Origin of the sequence: Microbulbifer rhizosphaerae (genome assembly GCF_014191725.1) — a bacterium.
In the GTDB taxonomy this organism is placed as follows: domain Bacteria; phylum Pseudomonadota; class Gammaproteobacteria; order Pseudomonadales; family Cellvibrionaceae; genus Microbulbifer; species Microbulbifer rhizosphaerae.
Genome location: NZ_JACHWZ010000015.1, coordinates 78,083 through 96,009, shown reverse-complemented (window position 1 = coordinate 96,009; position 17,927 = coordinate 78,083). Strand labels below are relative to the sequence as shown.

Here is a 17,927-nt window from a genome sequence, read left to right as displayed (position 1 = left end):
TAGGCCACCAGTGGCTCAGCCGGTGGATTTTGCCGGGGACGAAGCCCCGGATTTCCTACCTTTGAGCAACAGCCAGGCCGCGGCCACCAGTATGGCCGCCTGCAGGCCGATGCCCTCCCAGGTGGAATAAATCCCCAGCCAGTCGAAGCTGAAGGAAACCGGCAGCGGGGTGATGCCTACCAGGGCGGCTTCCTGCAATGCGGCGATCGCCTTGCCGGCGAGCACGAATGACAGGGCCAGCAATACGAAAGTGGTTGCGGAGAAGAATTTGCCGATGGGCAGGCGCGCGGAGTAACGTACCAGCGCCCAGCCGACCACTGCCAGCAGCGCGGCGCCGGCGGCGATGCCGCCCCACAGCTCGCTGTACTGCCCCTCGGCGGTCTGGGTGAGCAGGGACTGGTAGAACAGGATGGTTTCAAAAATTTCCCGATACACGGCGATAAACGCCAACCCGGCAATGCCCCACAGGGTGCCCGCGGTCAGGTTGCGGTTGATGCTGTCCTGAATGTATTGCTGCCACTCCTGGGCCTGGGTCTTGCTGTGCATCCAGAAGCCCACATAGAAGAGCACCGCGGCGGCCAGCAGTGCCGCGGCGCCCTCCATCACCTCGCGGCTCGCTCCGCTGATGGTAATCACTTTCTGCGCGAGCACCCAGGTGGCGAAGCCAGCGATAAAAGCGGCTATCCAGCCGAAGTGCACGTATTTCAGGGCATCGCCGCGCTGGGTCTTGATCAGGATGGTGGTCAGTGCGATCACCACCAGCAGCGCCTCCAGTCCCTCGCGCAGCAGGATGATCAGGCTGGCGATAAACAGCGCGCTACCGGACAGGTTGGATTCCTCCAGCAGCGCCTGGGCCTGATCCAGTTTTTCGAGCACGGCGCTTACTGCCTGTTCCACCCGCTGCGGATCGCTGTTTGCATTCAGCTGGGCGCGCAGGCCGAGCAGGTCGCTCTCGATGGACCTGCGCAGATTCGCGTCGCGGGAGTCCAGCGTATTTTCAACCAGTTCGAAGCCGTCCAGGTAGGCACTGATCGCCAGGGTACGGGCGCTGCCGTAATCCCCCTGGCGATAGGCGTCCAGGGCTTTTTGCAGCTGGCTGCGCGCGGTCTCCATGGGGTCTCCATCCCGAGAGCTCTTTTTCACAAACAGCGGCGCCGGGTCCGCGCGCAGGGCGGCCACGGATTCGGTGGGCACTTCCGGGCGATCGTTGCGCAGCACTGCGGGGCTGTACATCACCAGGTCCTGCAGGCTCAATTGCGTGTCGGCCGTTGCCGGCTCCGCGCCGGCAAAGGCGAGTCCGCCCACGTAGAACGCCAGGGACCAGCGCTGCTGGTCTGTCAGGTTGCCGAACGCAGTCATGGCGGTCCCGTCGATGCCGTTGCTGATCGCATCGTAGAGGCCGAGCAGGGACCGGTTCTCCGCGCGCTCGCGCTCATGAAAGTTGGTGGGAGGCGGCTCCAGCTGTGCCGCCAGCGGGCCATCGCCCTCGCCGGATGGGCCGTGGCAGGCGACGCAGTTCTTCTGGTAGAGGGCTCGGCTCTCATCCAGGCTGAGCAGCGACTGGGGCAGGGACAACGCTGGGGAAATGGACAGCAGCCCCTGGCGCAGTTTGGCGGTGTGGCCCTGTACCTCGGCGAGGCTCGCCTTGCCGGCAATAGCCGCCTGCAGCGCCTTGGCCTCGCCGCGGATGCTCTCGGCCTCCGGCGAAGGGGACAGCCGCTGGCCGCGGTCGACCAGCAGTTGGGCGAACTCCTCCATCTCCGTGTACTCGCCTCTGTTGATGATCTCGCCATCCTTCACCGCTTCCGGGTAGTCCACGCCGATGTATTCGGCCATCTGCATCAGCTGGCGCAGCTCCTGTTCGCTGAGGCCGGCCTCCTGGGCCGGGGCGGTGATTGCGGTGGCGGCGAGGAATACCGCGAGCAGTAGACGGGCTAAATACAGGCCGGGATTGCGCATGGGGGAGTGTGTCCGTTTCCATTAAAAATTTTGAACGTAATATTATTGATAATTATTCTCACAATAAACCCCGCGCCGCCTCTTCTTTAATGGATCTCGCTTGTAATTTGAGTTGTGCACAATATAATTTCCCACAATCTATTGTGTTCAATTGAGGAAAACTCCCATGAGTGATCTCTATTCCATTCCCCTGCAGGCCGCGGATGGCAGTACCACCTCCCTGGAGGAGCAGCGGGGCAAGGTGCTACTGATCGTCAACACCGCCAGCAAGTGTGGCTTTACCCCTCAGTACCGGGGGCTGGAGGCGCTGTACAACGAATACCAGGACCGGGGGTTGGTGGTGCTGGGGTTCCCCTGCAACCAGTTCGGTCAGCAGGAGCCGGGCGGCGACGAGGAAATCCAGCAGTTCTGCGAGCTGAACTACGGCGTCAGCTTTCCCGTCTACGCCAAGCTGGAAGTGAACGGCCCCGACGCCCACCCGCTGTTCGTCCATCTCAAGCGCGAGGCGCCGGGGATTCTGGGCACCGAGGGGGTCAAGTGGAACTTCACCAAGTTCCTGGTCGACCGCGAGGGCCGGGTGGTGAAGCGTTTTGCTCCGAAGGACAAGCCGGAGGCGCTGGGGTCGGAAATCGAGCAACTGCTCTGACTGTTCAGCGGAGAATACTCTGATGTCTCTCTGCGAAGACAGCGGTCCGCTGGCGCTCAACCGTCAGCTCTGCTTTGCCCTCTACGCCGCCTCCCGCGCTGTGACCCGGGCCTACCAGCCGATGCTGCAGGATCTGGGCATCACCTATCCCCAGTACCTGGTGCTGCTGGTGCTGTGGGAGCGGGATACAGAGGAGGGCGGGGATGCCGGTACCAGTGTCGGCGCCCTGGGCGAGCGCCTGATGCTGGACTCCGGAACCCTCACGCCGCTGCTGAAGCGAATGGAGCAGCGCGGCCTGCTCGAACGCCGCCGCGCCTCCCGGGACGAGCGGGTGACGCTGGTGTCCATCACCGATGCCGGCCGCGCGCTCGAGCCGCGCGCGCGGGCCTGGGTGGAACAGCAGCTCGACGCCTCTGCGGTGTCGCGGCAGGAGGTGGAGCAGTTGCATCGCCAGCTGTGGCAGTTCCTGGAAAAGCTGGGGGGCTCCGGCTGATATTCCTGGCGACAACTGCATCCAAATCCCCCGCCCGCCACATCCTACCCCCGTAGCACCCGGCTCGCAGAATGATCTCATCTCTGGCCTACCGGGCAACTCTGATGAAAAACACGTAACTACTCCGCCTCGTAGGAGCGGCCGTTGGCCGCGATCAGCCACTGTCGCGGCCAACGGCCGCTCCTACAGGAAATATCAGGAATATATCGGTTCCCATTGTCCCTCGGGTGAGCCGTTACGGAAAAACAATAACAAGACGACAGCCATATGATTTTCAATACGCCCCTGTTCTTTGCCTTTTTTATCGTCTTCCTGCTGTTCTACGGGTTCGTGTTCCTGCAGCGAAGGCCGCGGGTCTACCTCATCCTGGTGGCCAGCCTGGTGTTCTACGGGGCCTGGAACTACGCCTTTATTCCGCTGCTGGTCGGCAGCGCGGTTGTGGATTATTTCCTCGCCCAGGGGATTGCCGCGGCACCCGCGGGAAGGCGCCGGAAAATACTGCTCGGTATATCCATCGCGGTGAACCTGGGGATACTGGCGGTTTTCAAGTACGCGGACTTCGCCATCGGTTCGGTAGCCGATCTGCTGCGGCTGCTGGGATACGAGCCGTCGCTGTCGTCGCTGGAGCTGATACTGCCGGTGGGCATCTCCTTCTACACCTTCCAGAGCATGAGCTACACCATCGACGTCTACCGCGGCGACATGCAGCCGCGCCGGGGGCTGGTGGAGTTCACCGCGGCGCTGGCCTTCTTTCCGCAATTGGTGGCGGGCCCGATACTGCGCGCGCGGCAGATATTGCCGCAGTTCCACCGGCTGCCGCTGCCGACCTGGACCAACGCCAAGTACGGTTTCCTGCTGATCACCGTCGGCCTGATGAAGAAAACCGTGGCGGACCTGCTGGCCGGCCCGGTGGCAACCGCATTCGATAGTTCGGGGCCTGTCAGCCTGATGGAATCCTGGACCGGTGTGCTGGCTTTCGCCGGGCAGATCTACGGTGACTTTTCCGGCTATAGCGATATGGCCATAGGCCTGGCGCTGTTGCTCGGCTTCCAGATTCCGTTGAATTTCCGCCTGCCGTACTTTGCCCTGTCGCCGGTGGATTTCTGGCGCCGCTGGCACATCTCCCTATCCAGTTGGCTGCGCGACTACCTCTATATCCCGCTGGGCGGCAACCGTGGAGGCAACCGCTATCGCAATATCTTTATCACCATGCTGCTGGGTGGTCTCTGGCATGGCGCCGCCTGGACCTTTGTCGCCTGGGGTGCGTTTCACGGTGCGCTGATCGGCGCGACCCACAAGCTGAGTGAGCTGCGCTTGTTCGCGCCCTTTGTGCAGTCGCGCTCGCTGTGGATGCGCCTGTTCAAGTGGGCGTTCACTTTCTACCTGATACTGATCGGCTGGGTGCTGTTCCGCGCGGCCAGCCTGGAGGGCGCTTGGCAAATGCTGGTGACCCTGCACAGCATCGGCGCCGCGCTGCCGTCGCCGTCCCAGGGTGCTGCGCTGGTGTTTGGGCTCGTCGCGGCGGCGTTGCTGGCGATGCACCTGATGGACTACGGGGTTTTGGAATACGGCGAGCGTCTGGCGCAAAAGCCGTGGGGATTCTGGCCGGCACTGGTTACGGTGCAGGCCCTTTGCCTGATGATAGGAGAGCCAAGCAGTGAATTTATCTACTTCCAGTTCTGAGCGCGCGCTCTTCGCCCGCATCGTTCTCGTTATCCTGCTGGGAATGGGTGCCGCCCTGGGGCTTGTGCGCCTGTTTCACACCGGGACCGGGATCACTGCGGACGCTTTCCTCGGCCGCGTGCTGCAGGCCAAGGCCGCGCTCCCGCGCATCACCGCGGAGCCGCAGGAACTGGTGATGTTTTTCGGCTCCTCCAGGGTGGAGGCCGGCTTTTCCCCGCGGCAGTTCGACCGCGAAATGGCCGCGCGGGGCCTTCCGGTGAAATCCTTCAACTTCGGTTTCGGCGGCCTCAATCCGCTGTTCCAGGACACTCTGTCCCGCCGTATCAGGGAGCAGTTCGAGCGCGACGAGCGCCGCCTGAAAATCGCGCTGATCGAATTTAATCCCTTCCAGGCAACCGTTACCCGCCGCAATCGCGCCCGCGAAGCCGAGGAGACGATGCAGGCCATACTGGGCACGCCGCAGGAGTTTTTCCCTGTGCTGATACGGGACCCGGAACGTGGCGTGCGGCTATTCAATATCCGCTACCTGCGGGGCGGCATTTCCGCCGAGGCCTTCACCAGTTTTGTCGCCGCGGGGCTCGCCCCGCCGCGCCCGCGCACCGGGATTCCGGAAGATGAGGCCGCGAAAGCCCGGCGTCGGGAACTGAACCGGATTCTCGATCAGCGTTTCCAGGAGGACTACCCGGATTACCGGGCGAAGCAATGGCACTACGGCTGGCAGGGCGGCGGCACCATTGCGGAAGAGCGCTCCGCCGAAACCCTGGCGCTGTTCGATGAGTTCTACGCGACACTGCGCACCGAGCACAAGTTGGATGACGACCGCCTGCACCGCATCAACACCGCCGATATCATCGAGCTGAACTTTGATCCGGAGCTGGTGGAAGCGTTTATCCGCATTGTGAAAAATTTCCAGGCCATCTCCGACCGCGTGGAAGTGCTGATGCTGCCGAAGAACAGCCGCTGGATTCAAAATACGCCGGAGGCCACCGAGCGGCTGGCGGCGGCGGTGGCGCGCATCGAAGAGGAGACCGGTCTCCGCCTGCGGAACGATCGCGAACTGCCGGCCATCACACCGGAGATGTTTGTGGACACCACCCATCTGGCCCGCTACACCGGCGGGGTGGCCTATACCCGCCACTTGGTTGAAGAGCTGGCCCCGCCGGAAATGGAGGCGGCAATCGATTAGCGCGGACGGCTCCGGTTCACGCCGGGGCCGGAGACTGCTGCATCCGTTTTTCTTAGGAAAATGAGATTCACATCCTAATTTTTACTAATTTTACTGTATCTATTAGGATGGCTGTTGACCGCTTGGACGCGAGGGGGGCATAATGCGCACATTCCACCCAGCGCCGAAACCGCCATGCACACCGACCATTTCAACACCTGGCACCTCTATCGCGCACTAGCTTTTTCGCTGCGACTACCGCGTTGCGGCATATAATTTTACTCCGTTACCCTCCGGCAGAATTCCACACTTTATTTGATCGGCGCGTAGACAGCAGTACAGCCGCTGTTTAGCCTCGGGCCAGATGAGGAGAAAGAGCCCAGATGAACACCAAGAAAGATAAATTAGTCATATTTGATACCACCCTGCGCGACGGCGAGCAGAGCCCCGGCGCCTCCATGACCAAGGATGAGAAGGTCCGCATCGCGCGTATGCTTGAACGCATGCGTGTGGACGTGATCGAAGCCGGCTTCGCCATCGCCAGTCAGGGGGATTTCGAGGCGGTGCAGGCGGTGGCTGAGGCCGTCAAGGATTCCACCGTATGCAGCCTGGCCCGCGCCGTGGGCCCGGACATCATCCGCGCCGGTGAGGCGCTGCAGAAAGCCACCGCCCCCCGTATTCACACTTTTATCGCCACCTCCCCCATCCATATGAAATACAAGCTGCAGATGGAGCCGGAACAGGTTTTCGCCCAGGCGGTGGATGCGGTGAAGCGTGCGCGCCAGTTCACCGACGATGTGGAGTTTTCCCTGGAGGACGGCAGCCGCTCCGAGCCGGAATTCATGTACCGCATTATCGAGGCGGTAATCAATGCGGGCGCCGGCACCATCAATATTCCCGACACCGTCGGCTACGGCGAGCCCGGTGAGTACGGGGCCATGTTCAAGCGGGTGATCGAGAATGTGCCCAACTCCGACAAGGCCATCTTCTCCACCCACTGCCACAATGACCTGGGGCTGGCGGTGGCCAACTCCCTGTCCGCGGTGATGAACGGCGTGCGCCAGGTGGAGTGCACCATCAACGGTCTGGGCGAGCGCGCCGGCAACGCCTCCCTGGAAGAAATCGTGATGGCGGTGCGCACCCGCCAGGATCTCTACCCGGTGGAGACCGGCATAGACACCACCCATATCGTGCCCACTTCGCGTTTGGTCAGTTCCATCACCGGCTTCCCGGTGCAGCCCAACAAGGCCATCGTCGGCGCCAACGCCTTCGCCCACGAGTCCGGGATTCACCAGGACGGCATTCTCAAGCATCGCGAGACCTACGAAATCATGCGCGCCCAGGACGTGGGCTGGGGCCACAACCGCCTGGTACTGGGCAAGCACTCGGGCCGCGCGGCGGTCAAGGCGCGCTACGAAGAACTGGGAATCAATTTTGACGACGCCGGCGAGTTCGCCCTGGTGTTCCAGCGCTTCAAGGATCTGGCGGACAAGAAGCACGAAATCTTCGACGAAGACCTGCAGTCGCTGGTCACCGGCAGCGAGGCTCCCGTGGAGCACTACCAGTTGGAAGACCTGGAAGTGCGCAGCAAGAGCGGTAGCCTCCCGCAGGCGCAGCTGCGCCTGCTGATCGACGGCGAGTCCCACCGCGCCGAAGCCTATGGCAGCGGCCCCGTGGACGCGACCTTCAAGGCCATTGAATCGGTGGCGGAGAGCGGCGCGGACCTCAAGCTCTACTCGGTCAATGCGGTCACCCAGGGCACCGACTCCCAGGGCAATGTTACCGTGCGTCTGGAGCTGGACGGCCGCCTGGTCAACGGTGTGGGCGCGGACACCGACATCCTCGTGGCCTCGACCCTGGCCTACCTGGACGCCCTCAACCTGCTCGCCTCCGGCGGCGGCAAACGCAAGGGCGTCTGATGCACGAACTGCATCGCGCGGAATATCTGTCGGCGCTGGGAGTCATCAGCTATATGCCGCGGTTCCGGCTGCCCCTGGCGCCGGAACCGCGGCAGGCCTGGCTGCCGGTTGAAGAGCTGCCGATCGAAAACAGGGAGCCACCCCCCGGGACCGCGGAGCTCCAGCTCCGCCAGCGGGCCGAAGGCCCGCCCGAGATCGCGGAATCCCCGCAAGCTGCGAACACCGCGCTACGCGATATCGGCGCTCTCACCGAACAGATGCGAGCTGCCCCCCAGCCGCAGTCCGCCCCCGCCGAACTGACCCCGCCACAGCAACAGGTGCAACCTTTTGTCCTCAGTTGCTGGTGGCTGGGAGACGAACTGCTGGCGGTGGACAGCCGTGAGCCCGGCGCCGCGCTGCCGGTGGAGGCGCTGTTCAACAATATCGCCCGCGCCCTGGGTTGGCACCAGTTGCCCCGGGAGCAGGACCGGCTGCGCTGGCCCCTGGCGGAAAACCGCTTCGGCCCCGCGGCCGCCGCCTCGGACGCGCGGGATACCTGCTCCAGTTGGCTGGAAGCGGCCAGCGTCCGCCGGCCGGTTAAATCCATCTGGCTGATGGGCCGGCAGGCCCGCGATTTCTGTTCACCAGTGCCCTTGGCAGAGCCGGTGACCGAGTGGAACGGCATCCGCCTGCTGGCCATGCCCAGCCTGACCCGGCTGTTGCAGCAGCCGGAGCGCAAGCGCGCACTGTGGAAGCTGCTGCGGGAAACCTATCCAGAGCACACTCGTTTCCCTGATTCCGGGGTCCAATGACCCCCGAATTCGACCTCACCGATGCCCGCCTGGTCGCCGCCACCGTCGCGGACTGCCCGACCCTGGCCGCGCTGGCTTGCAGCGCCCACAGCCACCCCTGGAGCGAGAGACAGTACCGCGACAGCCTCAAGGTCGGGCACGACAGCTGGCTGCTGTGGTCTCGGGAGGGCGAGGCCATCGCCTGCTGTGTGATTTCCCGGCTGTTCGACGCGGCGGAGATCCTCGATATCGCGGTGGCGCCCCGCTGGCGCCGGCGCGGCGTGGCCGGGGCGCTGTTGAGACAACTGCTCGCCCAGCTGCCGCCGGAAATCGAACGGGTCCTCCTGGAAGTTCGCGCCTCCAATCGCGCCGCGCGCTCCCTCTACCGCAAACTGGGTTTTCGCGAAGACGGACTGCGCAAGAATTACTACCCGGCAGACGGTGGCGCCCGCGAGGACGCGGTGCTGATGAGCCTCTGCCTGGAACACCCGTAACCAGCTTCGCCGGATCTCCCTCCCTTGTAGGAGCGGCGGGGCGGCCATCCGCCGCTGGCCGCGATCGGACTGGCTTCGTAGCACAGACCGATCGCGGCCAACGGCCGCTCCTACCCGTGCGTTTTCGTCATTCGGCAGAGGCCGGAAGGATGGGCAAGGCAGAGGTAGAAAAACTGCTCACGCGTTTCCTGCCTTCGCTTTGCCCATCCTACAAAAATGCGGACTTTCGGCTTAAGTAAGTACCATTCATCAAGGGAATGGTAAAATAATCTTATTCTATTTTTCTTTTTTTCCGCTTCGCTGCGATCCAGCGGAAGCGTCCATCTTTCCGCAAAGAGTTGTTCATGGCGTTAACCTCCAACAATCCCTCCCTGCTAGAGGGCCCGGTCGCCGGTCACCTGCGGCGCCTGGCCCTGCCCATGGTGTGGGGCATTCTCGCCACCATGTCGTTCAATGTGGTGGATACTTGGTTTGTCGCCCAACTGGGCAGCGGCCCGCTGGCGGCGATGAGCTTTTCTTTCCCGGTGGTGATGGTGATCAACAGCTTCGCCATCGGCCTGGGCGCCGGCACCTCCTCGGCGGTGGCGCGGGCCTACGGCGCCGGCGATATGGCCCGGGTACGGCGGCTGGTGACCGACGCCTCGCTGCTGGCGCTGCTGGTGGCGCTGGCGATCAGCGCCGTGGGATTGCTCACAGTGGGGCCGCTGTTCCGCCTGCTGGGCGCGCCGGCGGAGATGCTGCCGCTGATCGCCGACTACATGGTGCCCTGGTACCTGGGCGCGGTGTTCGCGGTGGTGCCCATGGTGGCACTGTCGGCGTTGCGGGCCATCGGCAACAGCGCGATCACCGGGCGCATCATGGTGGCGGTGGCGCTTTTCAACCTGCTGTTGGACCCGCTACTGATCTTCGGCCTGCTGGGCTTTCCGCGCCTGGAGTTGCAGGGGGCGGCCCTGTCCACGGTGATCGCGCGCGGAATCAGCTTCTTTGCCGCGCTCTATTTCCTGGTGCGCAGGGAAAAGCTCCTGGCCGCGCCGGAATGGCGCTGGTCGGTACTGGCGGATTCCTGGCGCACCGTTCTGGCGGTGGGGCTGCCGGCAGTGGCCACCAATGTGATCATTCCCATGGCCGGCGGTGTGATGGTGGCGCTGGTGGCGGTGCACGGCGCCGATGCGGTGGCGGGCCTGGGGGTGGCGCTGCGTATCGAGCCGGTGGCGCTGATCGTGTTCTATGCGCTGTCTTCGGTGGTGGGGCCCTTTATCGGGCAGAATGCCGGTGCCGGCAAGGTGGGGCGTATGCAGGAGACGGTCGCTGTTTTGGCGCGCTTCTGCCTGGTCTTCGGGCTAATGCTGGCGCTGGTGTTGTACCTGGTGGGCGGGTTTCTCGCGCAGCTGTTCAGCGATTCCGAGGCGGTGCTGGCGGTGGCGGTGGCCTACCTGGCGGTGGTGCCTTTCAGCTACGCCGGCTATGGCTTCGTGATGTCCGCCAACGCGGCCTTCAACGGCCTCGGCCGGCCACTGCCGGCCACGCTGATCTCCTTCCTGCGCGTACTGGGCGTCTACCTGCCGCTGGCCTGGGTGGGCAATCAACTGTGGGGGATCAGCGGGCTGTTCGCGGCCACCGCGGCGGCCAACCTGCTGCTCGGCGCCCTGTCCTGGTGGTGGTTGCGGCGGGAAATCGGCGGGCGCCCCGGAGCGGTGGATATGCCCGCGAGTGCGGCTGTGGGGCGGGATTGATGCGGTCGCGGAAGCTCCCCTTTTGTAGGAGCGGCCGCTGGCCGCGATCGGCCTTTGCTGCGTAGCTAGCCCGATCGCGGCCAGCGGCCGCTCCTACAAGGGCAGTGGTTCGGTGACGTCCTTCAGCCAGCGCTGGGTGTTTTCATTCACCAGCGGCATCAGCGTCTCACGAACCCTCCGGTGGTAATCGTTCAGCCATTTCCTCTCCCCTTCGCTCAACAGCGCCGGCTCGATCAGCGTGCGATCGATCGGCGCCAGGGTCAGCTCCTCGAACTCCAGGAAGCCATAGTGCTCCGCGGATTCCTTCACGAACACCAGGTTCTCGATACGAATGCCGTACTGCCCGGTGAGGTAGAACCCCGGTTCGTTGGAGACGATCATGCCCGCCTGCAAGGGCACGCCGGTGCCCGCCTTGCCGATCCGCTGCGGGCCCTCATGCACGCTCAGGAAACTGCCCACCCCGTGGCCGGTGCCGTGGGCGTAGTCGAGGCCCTGGTCCCACAGCGCCCGACGCGCAAAGGCGTCTATCTGCTCACCGCAGGTGCCGATGGGAAAGCGCAGAGTGGCGATGGCGATATGGCCTTTGAGTACGCGGGTGAAATGCTCTTTGGCCAGGTGCGGAAAACTCCCCAGGGCCACGGTGCGGGTGACATCGGTGGTGCCGTCCGGGTACTGGGCCCCGGAGTCCACCAGGTAGATGCCCTCGGGCTTTATCGGCAGGCTGGACTCGCGGCTCACCCGGTAGTGTACGACGGCGCCGTTGGGGCCGTAGCCGGAGATGGTGTCGAAGCTGTCGTCGCTGAAGCCCTCGCGCTGTTCGCGCTTGCTGCGCAGCAATTGCACCGCCTTCAGTTCGCCAAAGCTGTTATCGGGAGTGGCGGCGGCCACGGCGCCGGGCAGCTCGGCGAGAAATTCACACAGGGCGGCGCCGTCGCGCTCGTGGGCGGCGCGGGTGCCCGCCAGTTCCACCGCGTTCTTACGCGCCTTGGCGGCGATGATGGGATCGCGCTCCTGCAGTAGTTCGATATCCAGTGCGCGCAATTGCTGTAGCGTCCAGCAATTGGTGATCAGCGGGTCCACCCAGACTTTCGCCACATGGTGGCGCCGGGCGGCGGCGAACAGCTCGCGCTTGTCGCTAACAATACTCACTTCGTTATCGAGGTGTTCGATCAGCGCATCGCCCACGGCTTCCTTCGCCAGGTAGAGGGTGGCACTGCCGTCGCGGTAGAGCAGGGCGCTGGCCAGGGCCACCGGCAAATGGGGCACATCGCTGCCGCGGATATTGAACAGCCAGGCGCACACCTCCGGGTTGGGCAGCCACAGGGCGTCGGCGCGCTTGTCCGCCAGCAGCGCGGCGATACGCCGGCGCTTGTCCGCGGAGTGTTCGCCGGTAAACGTATAGGGATGGGGACGCGCCGGCCCGCAGGGTGTCGCCGGCCGGTCGGTCCATACGGCGTCGATGGGGTTGTCGTCCAGGGGGCGCAGTGCGATATCCCGCTCGCCCAGACGCTTGTGCAGCAGTGCCAGGCCCGGCTCGGTGTGCAGGCGCGGGTCGTAGCCCAGGGCCTCGCCAGTCTTCAACTGGTCGCACAGCCAGTCGGCGATGGCGTCCTGGTTCAGGTCCTCCTGGTCGATGGGCTGGTCGCCGATCTGCTGCTGGGCCTGCAGGGTATAGCGGCCGTCCACGAACAGCGCCGCGTGTTCCATGCTTACCAGGGCCATGCCGGCGGAGCCGGTAAAGTTGGTGAGCCAGGCCAGGCGCTCGTCGGAGGCGGGCACATATTCGTTCTGGTACTCGTCGCCGCGGGGCACCAGGAAGGCCTGTACCCCCTGCCGCGCCAGCTCTTCCCGCAGTGCCTGCAATCGCTCCCTGCTCATAGTTCTTCTCTCTTCTAAATCTTGTGGCGCCCCTGCTACCGGTGGCTTTTTGCGGGACACGCTGTGAATACATCCCTGTACGCTCTCCGCGGCCATCCATGGCCGCAGAAGGTCCCGCAAAAAGCCCCCGGCATCAGGGGCTTCGCAGCACGTTCGTTGATTGGATTTCGATTCCGAAAGCCGCAGTCTATCAGCCCCCTGTGCGGCTTGCCGACGTGTATAATGCGCGCCTTGTTTTCCAAGCTGTTCAAGCACAGAGATTATGGCCCAGAGTTCCAGCCTGGCGGGTATCGCCGGCCGTCGCACCTTCGCGATTATTTCCCACCCGGACGCCGGTAAGACCACGGTGACCGAAAAGTTGTTGCTGTTTGGCAATGCCATCCAGCTGGCCGGCTCGGTCAAGGGCAAGAAGGGCCCCCACGCGCGCTCCGACTGGATGGCCATGGAGCAGGAGCGGGGCATCTCGGTGACCTCCTCAGTGATGCAGTTCCCCTACGCCGGGCGCACGGTCAACCTGCTGGACACCCCCGGGCACGAGGACTTCTCCGAGGATACCTATCGGGTGCTCACCGCGGTGGACTCGGCGCTGATGGTGATCGACGGCGCCAAGGGTGTGGAGGACCGCACGGTTAAGCTGATGAACGTCTGCCGCCTGCGCACCACGCCGATCCTGTCGTTTATCAACAAGCTGGACCGGGATATCCGCGACCCCATCGAGGTGATGGACGAGATCGAGGAGGTGCTGAATATCCAGGCTGCGCCGATCAACTGGCCGTTGGGTTCCGGCAAGTATTTTCGCGGGGTCTACAATCTCTACACCGATACTATCCACGTCTACAAACAGGGCCAGGGCCACACCATCCCGGAGGATATCCGCATCGAGGGGCTGGATTCCGCCGAGGCGGACGCGCTGCTGGGCGAGTACGCCGACGATATTCGCGAGGAGATCGAACTGGTGCGCGGCGCCACCCACCAGTTCGACCTGGAGGCCTACCTGGCCGGCAAGCTGACCCCCGTGTTTTTCGGCACCGCGCTGGGCAATTTCGGCGTGCGCGAAATGCTCGATGGCTTCGTGGAGTGGGCGCCGGGTCCGCAGCCGCGCGCCACCAACGAGCGGCAGGTGCAGCCGGACGAGAAAAAATTCTCCGGCTTCGTATTCAAGATCCAGGCGAATATGGACCCCAAGCACCGCGACCGCATCGCCTTTATGCGCGTCTGCTCCGGCACCTACAGCCGCGGCATGAAGATGAAGCACGTGCGCCTGGGCAAGGATGTGAAGATCGCCGATGCGGTGACCTTTATGGCCGGCGACCGCACCCATGTTGAGGAGGCCATCGCCGGCGATATTATCGGCCTGCACAACCACGGCACCATCCAGATCGGCGACACCTTTACCGAGGGCGAACAACTCAAGTTTACCGGTATTCCCAACTTCGCCCCGGAACTCTTCCGCCGCATCCGCCTGAAAGACCCGCTGAAACTGAAGCAGTTGCAGAAAGGGTTGCAGCAGCTCTCGGAAGAGGGGTCCACCCAGGTGTTTTTCCCGCTGGACAACAACGACATTATCGTCGGCGCCGTGGGGGTGCTGCAGTTCGAAGTGGTGGCCTACCGCCTGAAAGACGAATACAAGGTGGAAGCCATTTACGAAAATGTGAATGTAAGCACCGCGCGCTGGGTGGATAGCGAGAGCGCCAAGGAGCTGGATGCGTTTAAACGCAAGGCCAGCACCAACCTGGCGTTGGACGGCGCCGGCCACCTGACCTACCTGGCGCCCACGCGGGTGAATTTGCAGCTGGCGGAGGAGCGCTACCCGGAAATCCGCTTCTACGCCACCCGGGAACACTAGCCGGGACCCCGGGACCGCGGAGCTGTTTATTTGGCGCTGAAGGCTCCAGCTCCGCAAGCGGGCCGCAGGCCCGCCGTAGGAGCTGCATGTCTACAGTGATCAAACGGGCAGTAAGATTGAGAGAAGGATTGACGTGAGTATTCCAAAGAATCTACCCGAAGAAATGCCGCGTATCGGCAACTGGTTTACCCAAGGCATTGGCCTGCTGATCGTAAAGGCTCTGGGCTGGCGCCTGGAGGGCGAATTTCCGCCGGAGAAAAAAGTAATGGTGGCCCTGGCCCCCCACACTTCCAACTGGGACTTTGTGGTGGCTATGCCGTTCATTATGGCGCTCAAGGCCAAGATTTCCTTTATGATGAAAAAGGAAGCTTTTTTCTGGCCATTCAAGCGCCTGTTTATATGGCTGGGCGGCCTGCCCACCGATCGCACCGCGCCGGGCGGCCTGGCCCAGCAGATGGCGAAATCCTTTCGGCAAAACGAAAAAATGTGGGTGGCCATCACTCCCGAGGGCACCCGCAAAAAGGTCGACAAGTGGAAAAACGGTTTCCTGCGAATCGCCTATACGGCGCAGGTGCCGATTCTGCTGGTTGCCTGGGACTTTCCCCGCAAGCGTATCTGCGTGGATTCCCTCTACCAGCCCACCGGCAACCTGGAACAGGATATGCGCGAGATACAGCGCCGCTTCAACAAGTACCGGGGCCGTAACCCGGAAAACCAGATAGACTTTATCGAGGACGAATAAATCCTCCCGGGAACAAAGTGGCGGAATTTACCGGCGACCTCCCATTAATCACTTACCTGATCCTGACCTCAGTGGCCTTTGCCGCGGGCTTTATCAGTTCCATCGCCGGTGCCGGCGGTATGATCACCCTGCCGGCCCTGCTGTGGGCCGGGATACCGCCACTGGATGCCCTCGGCACCAATAAATTCCAGAGCGTATTCGGCACCCTCTCCTCCGCATTCAACTTTTTCCAGAAGGGCCACCTGGACCTGCGGCCATTGTGGCCGGGGCTGCTGGCGGCAATTTGCGGGTCGGCGCTGGGTACCTGGACTGTAACCCAGCTGGGTGGCGAGCAACTGCGCATCCTGCTGCCGGTGCTCTTGATCGCAATCGCGTTGTATTTTGCCTTTTCGCCACGTATATCTGACATAGATACCAAAGCCCGGCTAAGCAACGGCCAGTTCAACCTGCTGATCGGCGGCGGCATAGGTTTTTACGGCGGCTTTTTCGGGCCGGGCATGGGTTCCATCTATGCGCTGGCATTTGCCGCTTTGCTGGGTTACAACATGCGCAGGGCCACGGCGCACACCAAGCCGCTGGTGCTGGCGACCAACGCCACCTCGATGTTTATCTTTATGGCCGGGGGGCATCTGCTGCTGTGGCTGGCCATCTGTATGTCGGCGGCGCAGATTGTCGGCGCGCGCCTGGGTTCCAACCTGGTGATCGCCCGCGGCGCCAGCCTGGTGAGGCCGGTCATTGTCCTGGCGACCATTGCAGTGGCGATCAGGTTACTGCTGGAGACCTGACCGATGGAAATATTTATAACCCTTTTGCTCTCGTTCGCGGCATTCGCCCTGATCATCTGGGCTTTTATGCATATGCGCACACCGCGTTTCCGCATGAGCCGCGAGCAGTTCGTCAAAGGGCTGGAGGACGTGATCGCCGGCCAGGCGGACGATAACGAATGGCGTGTGCTCACCAGCTATCCCATGCGCCACGATCCGGAGCTGGAGCGTCTGCGCCAGGAGTGCCTGGACATAGAAAAATCTGAGTACACCGGTGCGTCGCCCTACCTGTTTACCGAAGCCGGGATCGAGCGGCTGCGCGTCATGCGCCGGCAGTTGCTAACAGACAACACCGACAACCACCAATAAGTTGTAAACCGAGGACGAAAAAACCATGTTCAGACCATTGCTGACCCTTACCGGGGGACTGATCGCGACCCTGGCGGTTACCGCCGCCCAGGCCAAGCCGCTTTCCCAGGAGGACCTCTCCGTGGCGGAAGTGCTGCGCGACCGCGCACTGGAATCCTCCGATGCCTACAGTATCGTCGAATCCCTCACCGTCGAGGTGGGCCCACGCCGCGCCGGCACCGAGGGCGACCGCCGCGCGGTGGCCTGGGCCCAGGAAAAAATGAAGAAGCTCGGTTTCGACCGCGTCTACACCGAACAGATCGACGTGCAGCGCTGGCACCGCGGCCACGCCCACGCCGAAGTCGTCGCGCCTTTCCCGCAACCGCTGGTGGTCACCTCCCTCGGTTACAGCGCGCCCACGCCGGAAGGTGGCCTTTCCGCGGAAATCGTCGAGTTCTCCGATGTGGAAGCCCTCATCAAGGCACCGGCTAAGAAGGTGAAGGGCAAGATCGCCTTTATCAACAAGCGCATGGAGCGTGCCCGCACCGGCGAAGGTTACGGCCCCGCAGTACAGGGCCGCAGCAGGGGCATGCGCGCCGCCGCGGAAAAAGGCGCGGCCGCACTGCTGCTGCGCTCCGTGGGCACCGACTCCGACCGCTTCGCCCACACCGGCATGATGTCCATCGACGGCGTTGAAAACCCGGTGCCGGCCCTGGCCCTCTCCGCCCCGGACGCCAACCTGCTGGAAGCCATGCTCGAGCGCGGCAAACCGGTGGAAGTCAAACTGGACGTGCACAACGAACGCCTCGCCGACGGCCCATCCTTTAACGTGATCGGCGAAATCACCGGCCGCGAAAAACCGGAAGAGGCGATGATCATCGGCGCCCACCTGGACTCCTGGGACGAAGGCACCGGCGCCCTGGACGACGGCGCCGGCGTAGCCATCCTCATGGAAACCGCGCGCCTGATCGCCGAACTGCCCCAACGCCCGCGCCGCACCCTGCGCGTGGTTTTGTTTGGAGCCGAGGAAATCGGCCTGGTGGGCGCCAAGCAATATGTGGACGCCCACCGCGGCGAACTGGACAACATCATCGCCGTCTCCGAATCCGACTTCGGCGCCGGCAAAATCTGGCGCTTCGACACCCGCCTGCCGGAGAACAAATTCGATATCGCCGACCAGATGATGCAGGTACTGGCCCCGCTGGGTATAGAGCGCGGCAACAACCAGTCCAGTGGTGGCCCCGACAGCAGCGTCTTCGTCGCCCAAGGCGTACCCGCCTTCGGCCTCTACCAGGACGGCACCGACTACTTCGACTACCACCACACGCCCAACGACACCCTGGACAAGGTGGACCCGGGCAACCTGAAACAGAATGTGGCGGCCTGGGTGGTGATGTCATTCCTGGCTGCGGAAATGGAAGAGGATCTGGGGCGGGTGCCGACGGAAAATTAAGGCCGCTTACAGGAATAACTGGCTGTTGAACCGA

At 63.3% G+C, this 17,927-nt stretch carries 15 protein-coding genes; 13 read left to right on the top strand and 2 right to left on the bottom strand.

Annotation, left to right across the window (positions count from 1 at the left end):
• Positions 1 to 15 precede the first annotated feature (15 nt).
• Entirely contained in the window at positions 16 to 1,959 is a 1,944-nt protein-coding gene (locus tag FHS09_RS15610) for a cytochrome c/FTR1 family iron permease (RefSeq protein ID WP_183461582.1), read from the bottom strand.
• 166 nt (positions 1,960 to 2,125) lie between these two features.
• On the opposite strand from FHS09_RS15610, the gene FHS09_RS15605 reads away from it, so the two are divergent.
• The 8 genes from FHS09_RS15605 (at position 2,126) to FHS09_RS15570 (ending at position 10,862) form a co-directional block, all read left to right on the top strand.
• The gene (locus tag FHS09_RS15605) at positions 2,126 to 2,605 is read left to right on the top strand and encodes a glutathione peroxidase (protein WP_183461580.1); all 480 of its coding nucleotides are present in this window, start codon (positions 2,126 to 2,128) and stop codon (positions 2,603 to 2,605) included.
• Between the two features lie 22 nt (positions 2,606 to 2,627).
• On the top strand, positions 2,628 to 3,098 hold the full coding sequence (locus FHS09_RS15600) for a MarR family winged helix-turn-helix transcriptional regulator (RefSeq protein WP_183461578.1): 471 nt from the start codon (positions 2,628 to 2,630) through the stop codon (positions 3,096 to 3,098).
• Positions 3,099 to 3,365: 267 nt separating this feature from the next.
• Positions 3,366 to 4,781 carry an MBOAT family O-acyltransferase gene (locus FHS09_RS15595; RefSeq protein WP_183461575.1) on the top strand — a complete coding sequence of 472 codons (1,416 nt, stop codon included), beginning with the start codon at positions 3,366 to 3,368 and terminating at the stop codon, positions 4,779 to 4,781.
• On the top strand, positions 4,756 to 5,967 hold the full coding sequence (locus FHS09_RS15590; RefSeq protein WP_183461573.1) for a hypothetical protein: 1,212 nt from the start codon (positions 4,756 to 4,758) through the stop codon (positions 5,965 to 5,967). Before FHS09_RS15595 ends, FHS09_RS15590 begins: the two co-directional genes overlap by 26 nt.
• 362 nt (positions 5,968 to 6,329) lie before the next feature.
• On the top strand, positions 6,330 to 7,865 hold the full coding sequence (locus FHS09_RS15585) for a 2-isopropylmalate synthase (RefSeq protein ID WP_183461571.1): 1,536 nt from the start codon (positions 6,330 to 6,332) through the stop codon (positions 7,863 to 7,865).
• Positions 7,865 to 8,656: a hypothetical protein gene (locus tag FHS09_RS15580; RefSeq protein ID WP_183461568.1), complete on the top strand. Its 792-nt coding sequence runs from the start codon at positions 7,865 to 7,867 to the stop codon at positions 8,654 to 8,656. The genes FHS09_RS15585 and FHS09_RS15580 overlap by 1 nt, the downstream gene beginning before the upstream one ends.
• The gene (gene rimI / locus FHS09_RS15575; protein ID WP_183461566.1) at positions 8,653 to 9,129 is read left to right on the top strand and encodes a ribosomal protein S18-alanine N-acetyltransferase; all 477 of its coding nucleotides are present in this window, start codon (positions 8,653 to 8,655) and stop codon (positions 9,127 to 9,129) included. The genes FHS09_RS15580 and rimI overlap by 4 nt, the downstream gene beginning before the upstream one ends.
• A 344-nt stretch (positions 9,130 to 9,473) precedes the next feature.
• Entirely contained in the window at positions 9,474 to 10,862 is a 1,389-nt protein-coding gene (locus tag FHS09_RS15570; protein WP_183461564.1) for an MATE family efflux transporter, read from the top strand.
• A 93-nt stretch (positions 10,863 to 10,955) separates the two neighbouring features.
• On the opposite strand, the gene FHS09_RS15565 is transcribed toward FHS09_RS15570, so the two are convergent.
• Positions 10,956 to 12,740: an aminopeptidase P family protein gene (locus tag FHS09_RS15565; protein WP_183461562.1), complete on the bottom strand. Its 1,785-nt coding sequence runs from the start codon at positions 12,738 to 12,740 to the stop codon at positions 10,956 to 10,958.
• Between the two features lie 262 nt (positions 12,741 to 13,002).
• Here FHS09_RS15565 and FHS09_RS15560 point away from each other — a divergent pair, with 262 nt between their 5' ends.
• The 5 genes from FHS09_RS15560 to FHS09_RS15540 all read left to right on the top strand — a co-directional run bounded on the left by FHS09_RS15560 (position 13,003) and on the right by FHS09_RS15540 (position 17,893).
• On the top strand, positions 13,003 to 14,586 hold the full coding sequence (locus FHS09_RS15560; RefSeq protein ID WP_183461560.1) for a peptide chain release factor 3: 1,584 nt from the start codon (positions 13,003 to 13,005) through the stop codon (positions 14,584 to 14,586).
• 133 nt (positions 14,587 to 14,719) lie between these two features.
• The gene (locus FHS09_RS15555; protein ID WP_343057500.1) at positions 14,720 to 15,328 is read left to right on the top strand and encodes a lysophospholipid acyltransferase family protein; all 609 of its coding nucleotides are present in this window, start codon (positions 14,720 to 14,722) and stop codon (positions 15,326 to 15,328) included.
• Between the two features lie 17 nt (positions 15,329 to 15,345).
• Positions 15,346 to 16,113, top strand: a complete 768-nt coding sequence (locus FHS09_RS15550; RefSeq protein ID WP_343057499.1) for a TSUP family transporter — start codon at positions 15,346 to 15,348, stop codon at positions 16,111 to 16,113.
• Positions 16,114 to 16,116: 3 nt separating this feature from the next.
• Positions 16,117 to 16,461, top strand: a complete 345-nt coding sequence (locus FHS09_RS15545) for a hypothetical protein (protein ID WP_183461559.1) — start codon at positions 16,117 to 16,119, stop codon at positions 16,459 to 16,461.
• A gap of 25 nt (positions 16,462 to 16,486) precedes the next feature.
• The gene (locus FHS09_RS15540) at positions 16,487 to 17,893 is read left to right on the top strand and encodes a M20/M25/M40 family metallo-hydrolase (RefSeq protein ID WP_183461557.1); all 1,407 of its coding nucleotides are present in this window, start codon (positions 16,487 to 16,489) and stop codon (positions 17,891 to 17,893) included.
• Positions 17,894 to 17,927 lie beyond the last annotated feature (34 nt).

Coding starts and splice junctions, on each gene's coding strand:
- FHS09_RS15610 (WP_183461582.1), bottom strand. CDS start 1,959: ATGCGCAATCCCGGCCTGTATTTAGCCCGTCTACTGCTCGCGGTATTC.
- FHS09_RS15605 (WP_183461580.1), top strand. CDS start 2,126: ATGAGTGATCTCTATTCCATTCCCCTGCAGGCCGCGGATGGCAGTACC.
- FHS09_RS15600 (WP_183461578.1), top strand. CDS start 2,628: ATGTCTCTCTGCGAAGACAGCGGTCCGCTGGCGCTCAACCGTCAGCTC.
- FHS09_RS15595 (WP_183461575.1), top strand. CDS start 3,366: ATGATTTTCAATACGCCCCTGTTCTTTGCCTTTTTTATCGTCTTCCTG.
- FHS09_RS15585 (WP_183461571.1), top strand. CDS start 6,330: ATGAACACCAAGAAAGATAAATTAGTCATATTTGATACCACCCTGCGC.
- FHS09_RS15580 (WP_183461568.1), top strand. CDS start 7,865: ATGCACGAACTGCATCGCGCGGAATATCTGTCGGCGCTGGGAGTCATC.
- rimI (WP_183461566.1), top strand. CDS start 8,653: ATGACCCCCGAATTCGACCTCACCGATGCCCGCCTGGTCGCCGCCACC.
- FHS09_RS15570 (WP_183461564.1), top strand. CDS start 9,474: ATGGCGTTAACCTCCAACAATCCCTCCCTGCTAGAGGGCCCGGTCGCC.
- FHS09_RS15565 (WP_183461562.1), bottom strand. CDS start 12,740: ATGAGCAGGGAGCGATTGCAGGCACTGCGGGAAGAGCTGGCGCGGCAG.
- FHS09_RS15560 (WP_183461560.1), top strand. CDS start 13,003: ATGGCCCAGAGTTCCAGCCTGGCGGGTATCGCCGGCCGTCGCACCTTC.
- FHS09_RS15545 (WP_183461559.1), top strand. CDS start 16,117: ATGGAAATATTTATAACCCTTTTGCTCTCGTTCGCGGCATTCGCCCTG.
- FHS09_RS15540 (WP_183461557.1), top strand. CDS start 16,487: ATGTTCAGACCATTGCTGACCCTTACCGGGGGACTGATCGCGACCCTG.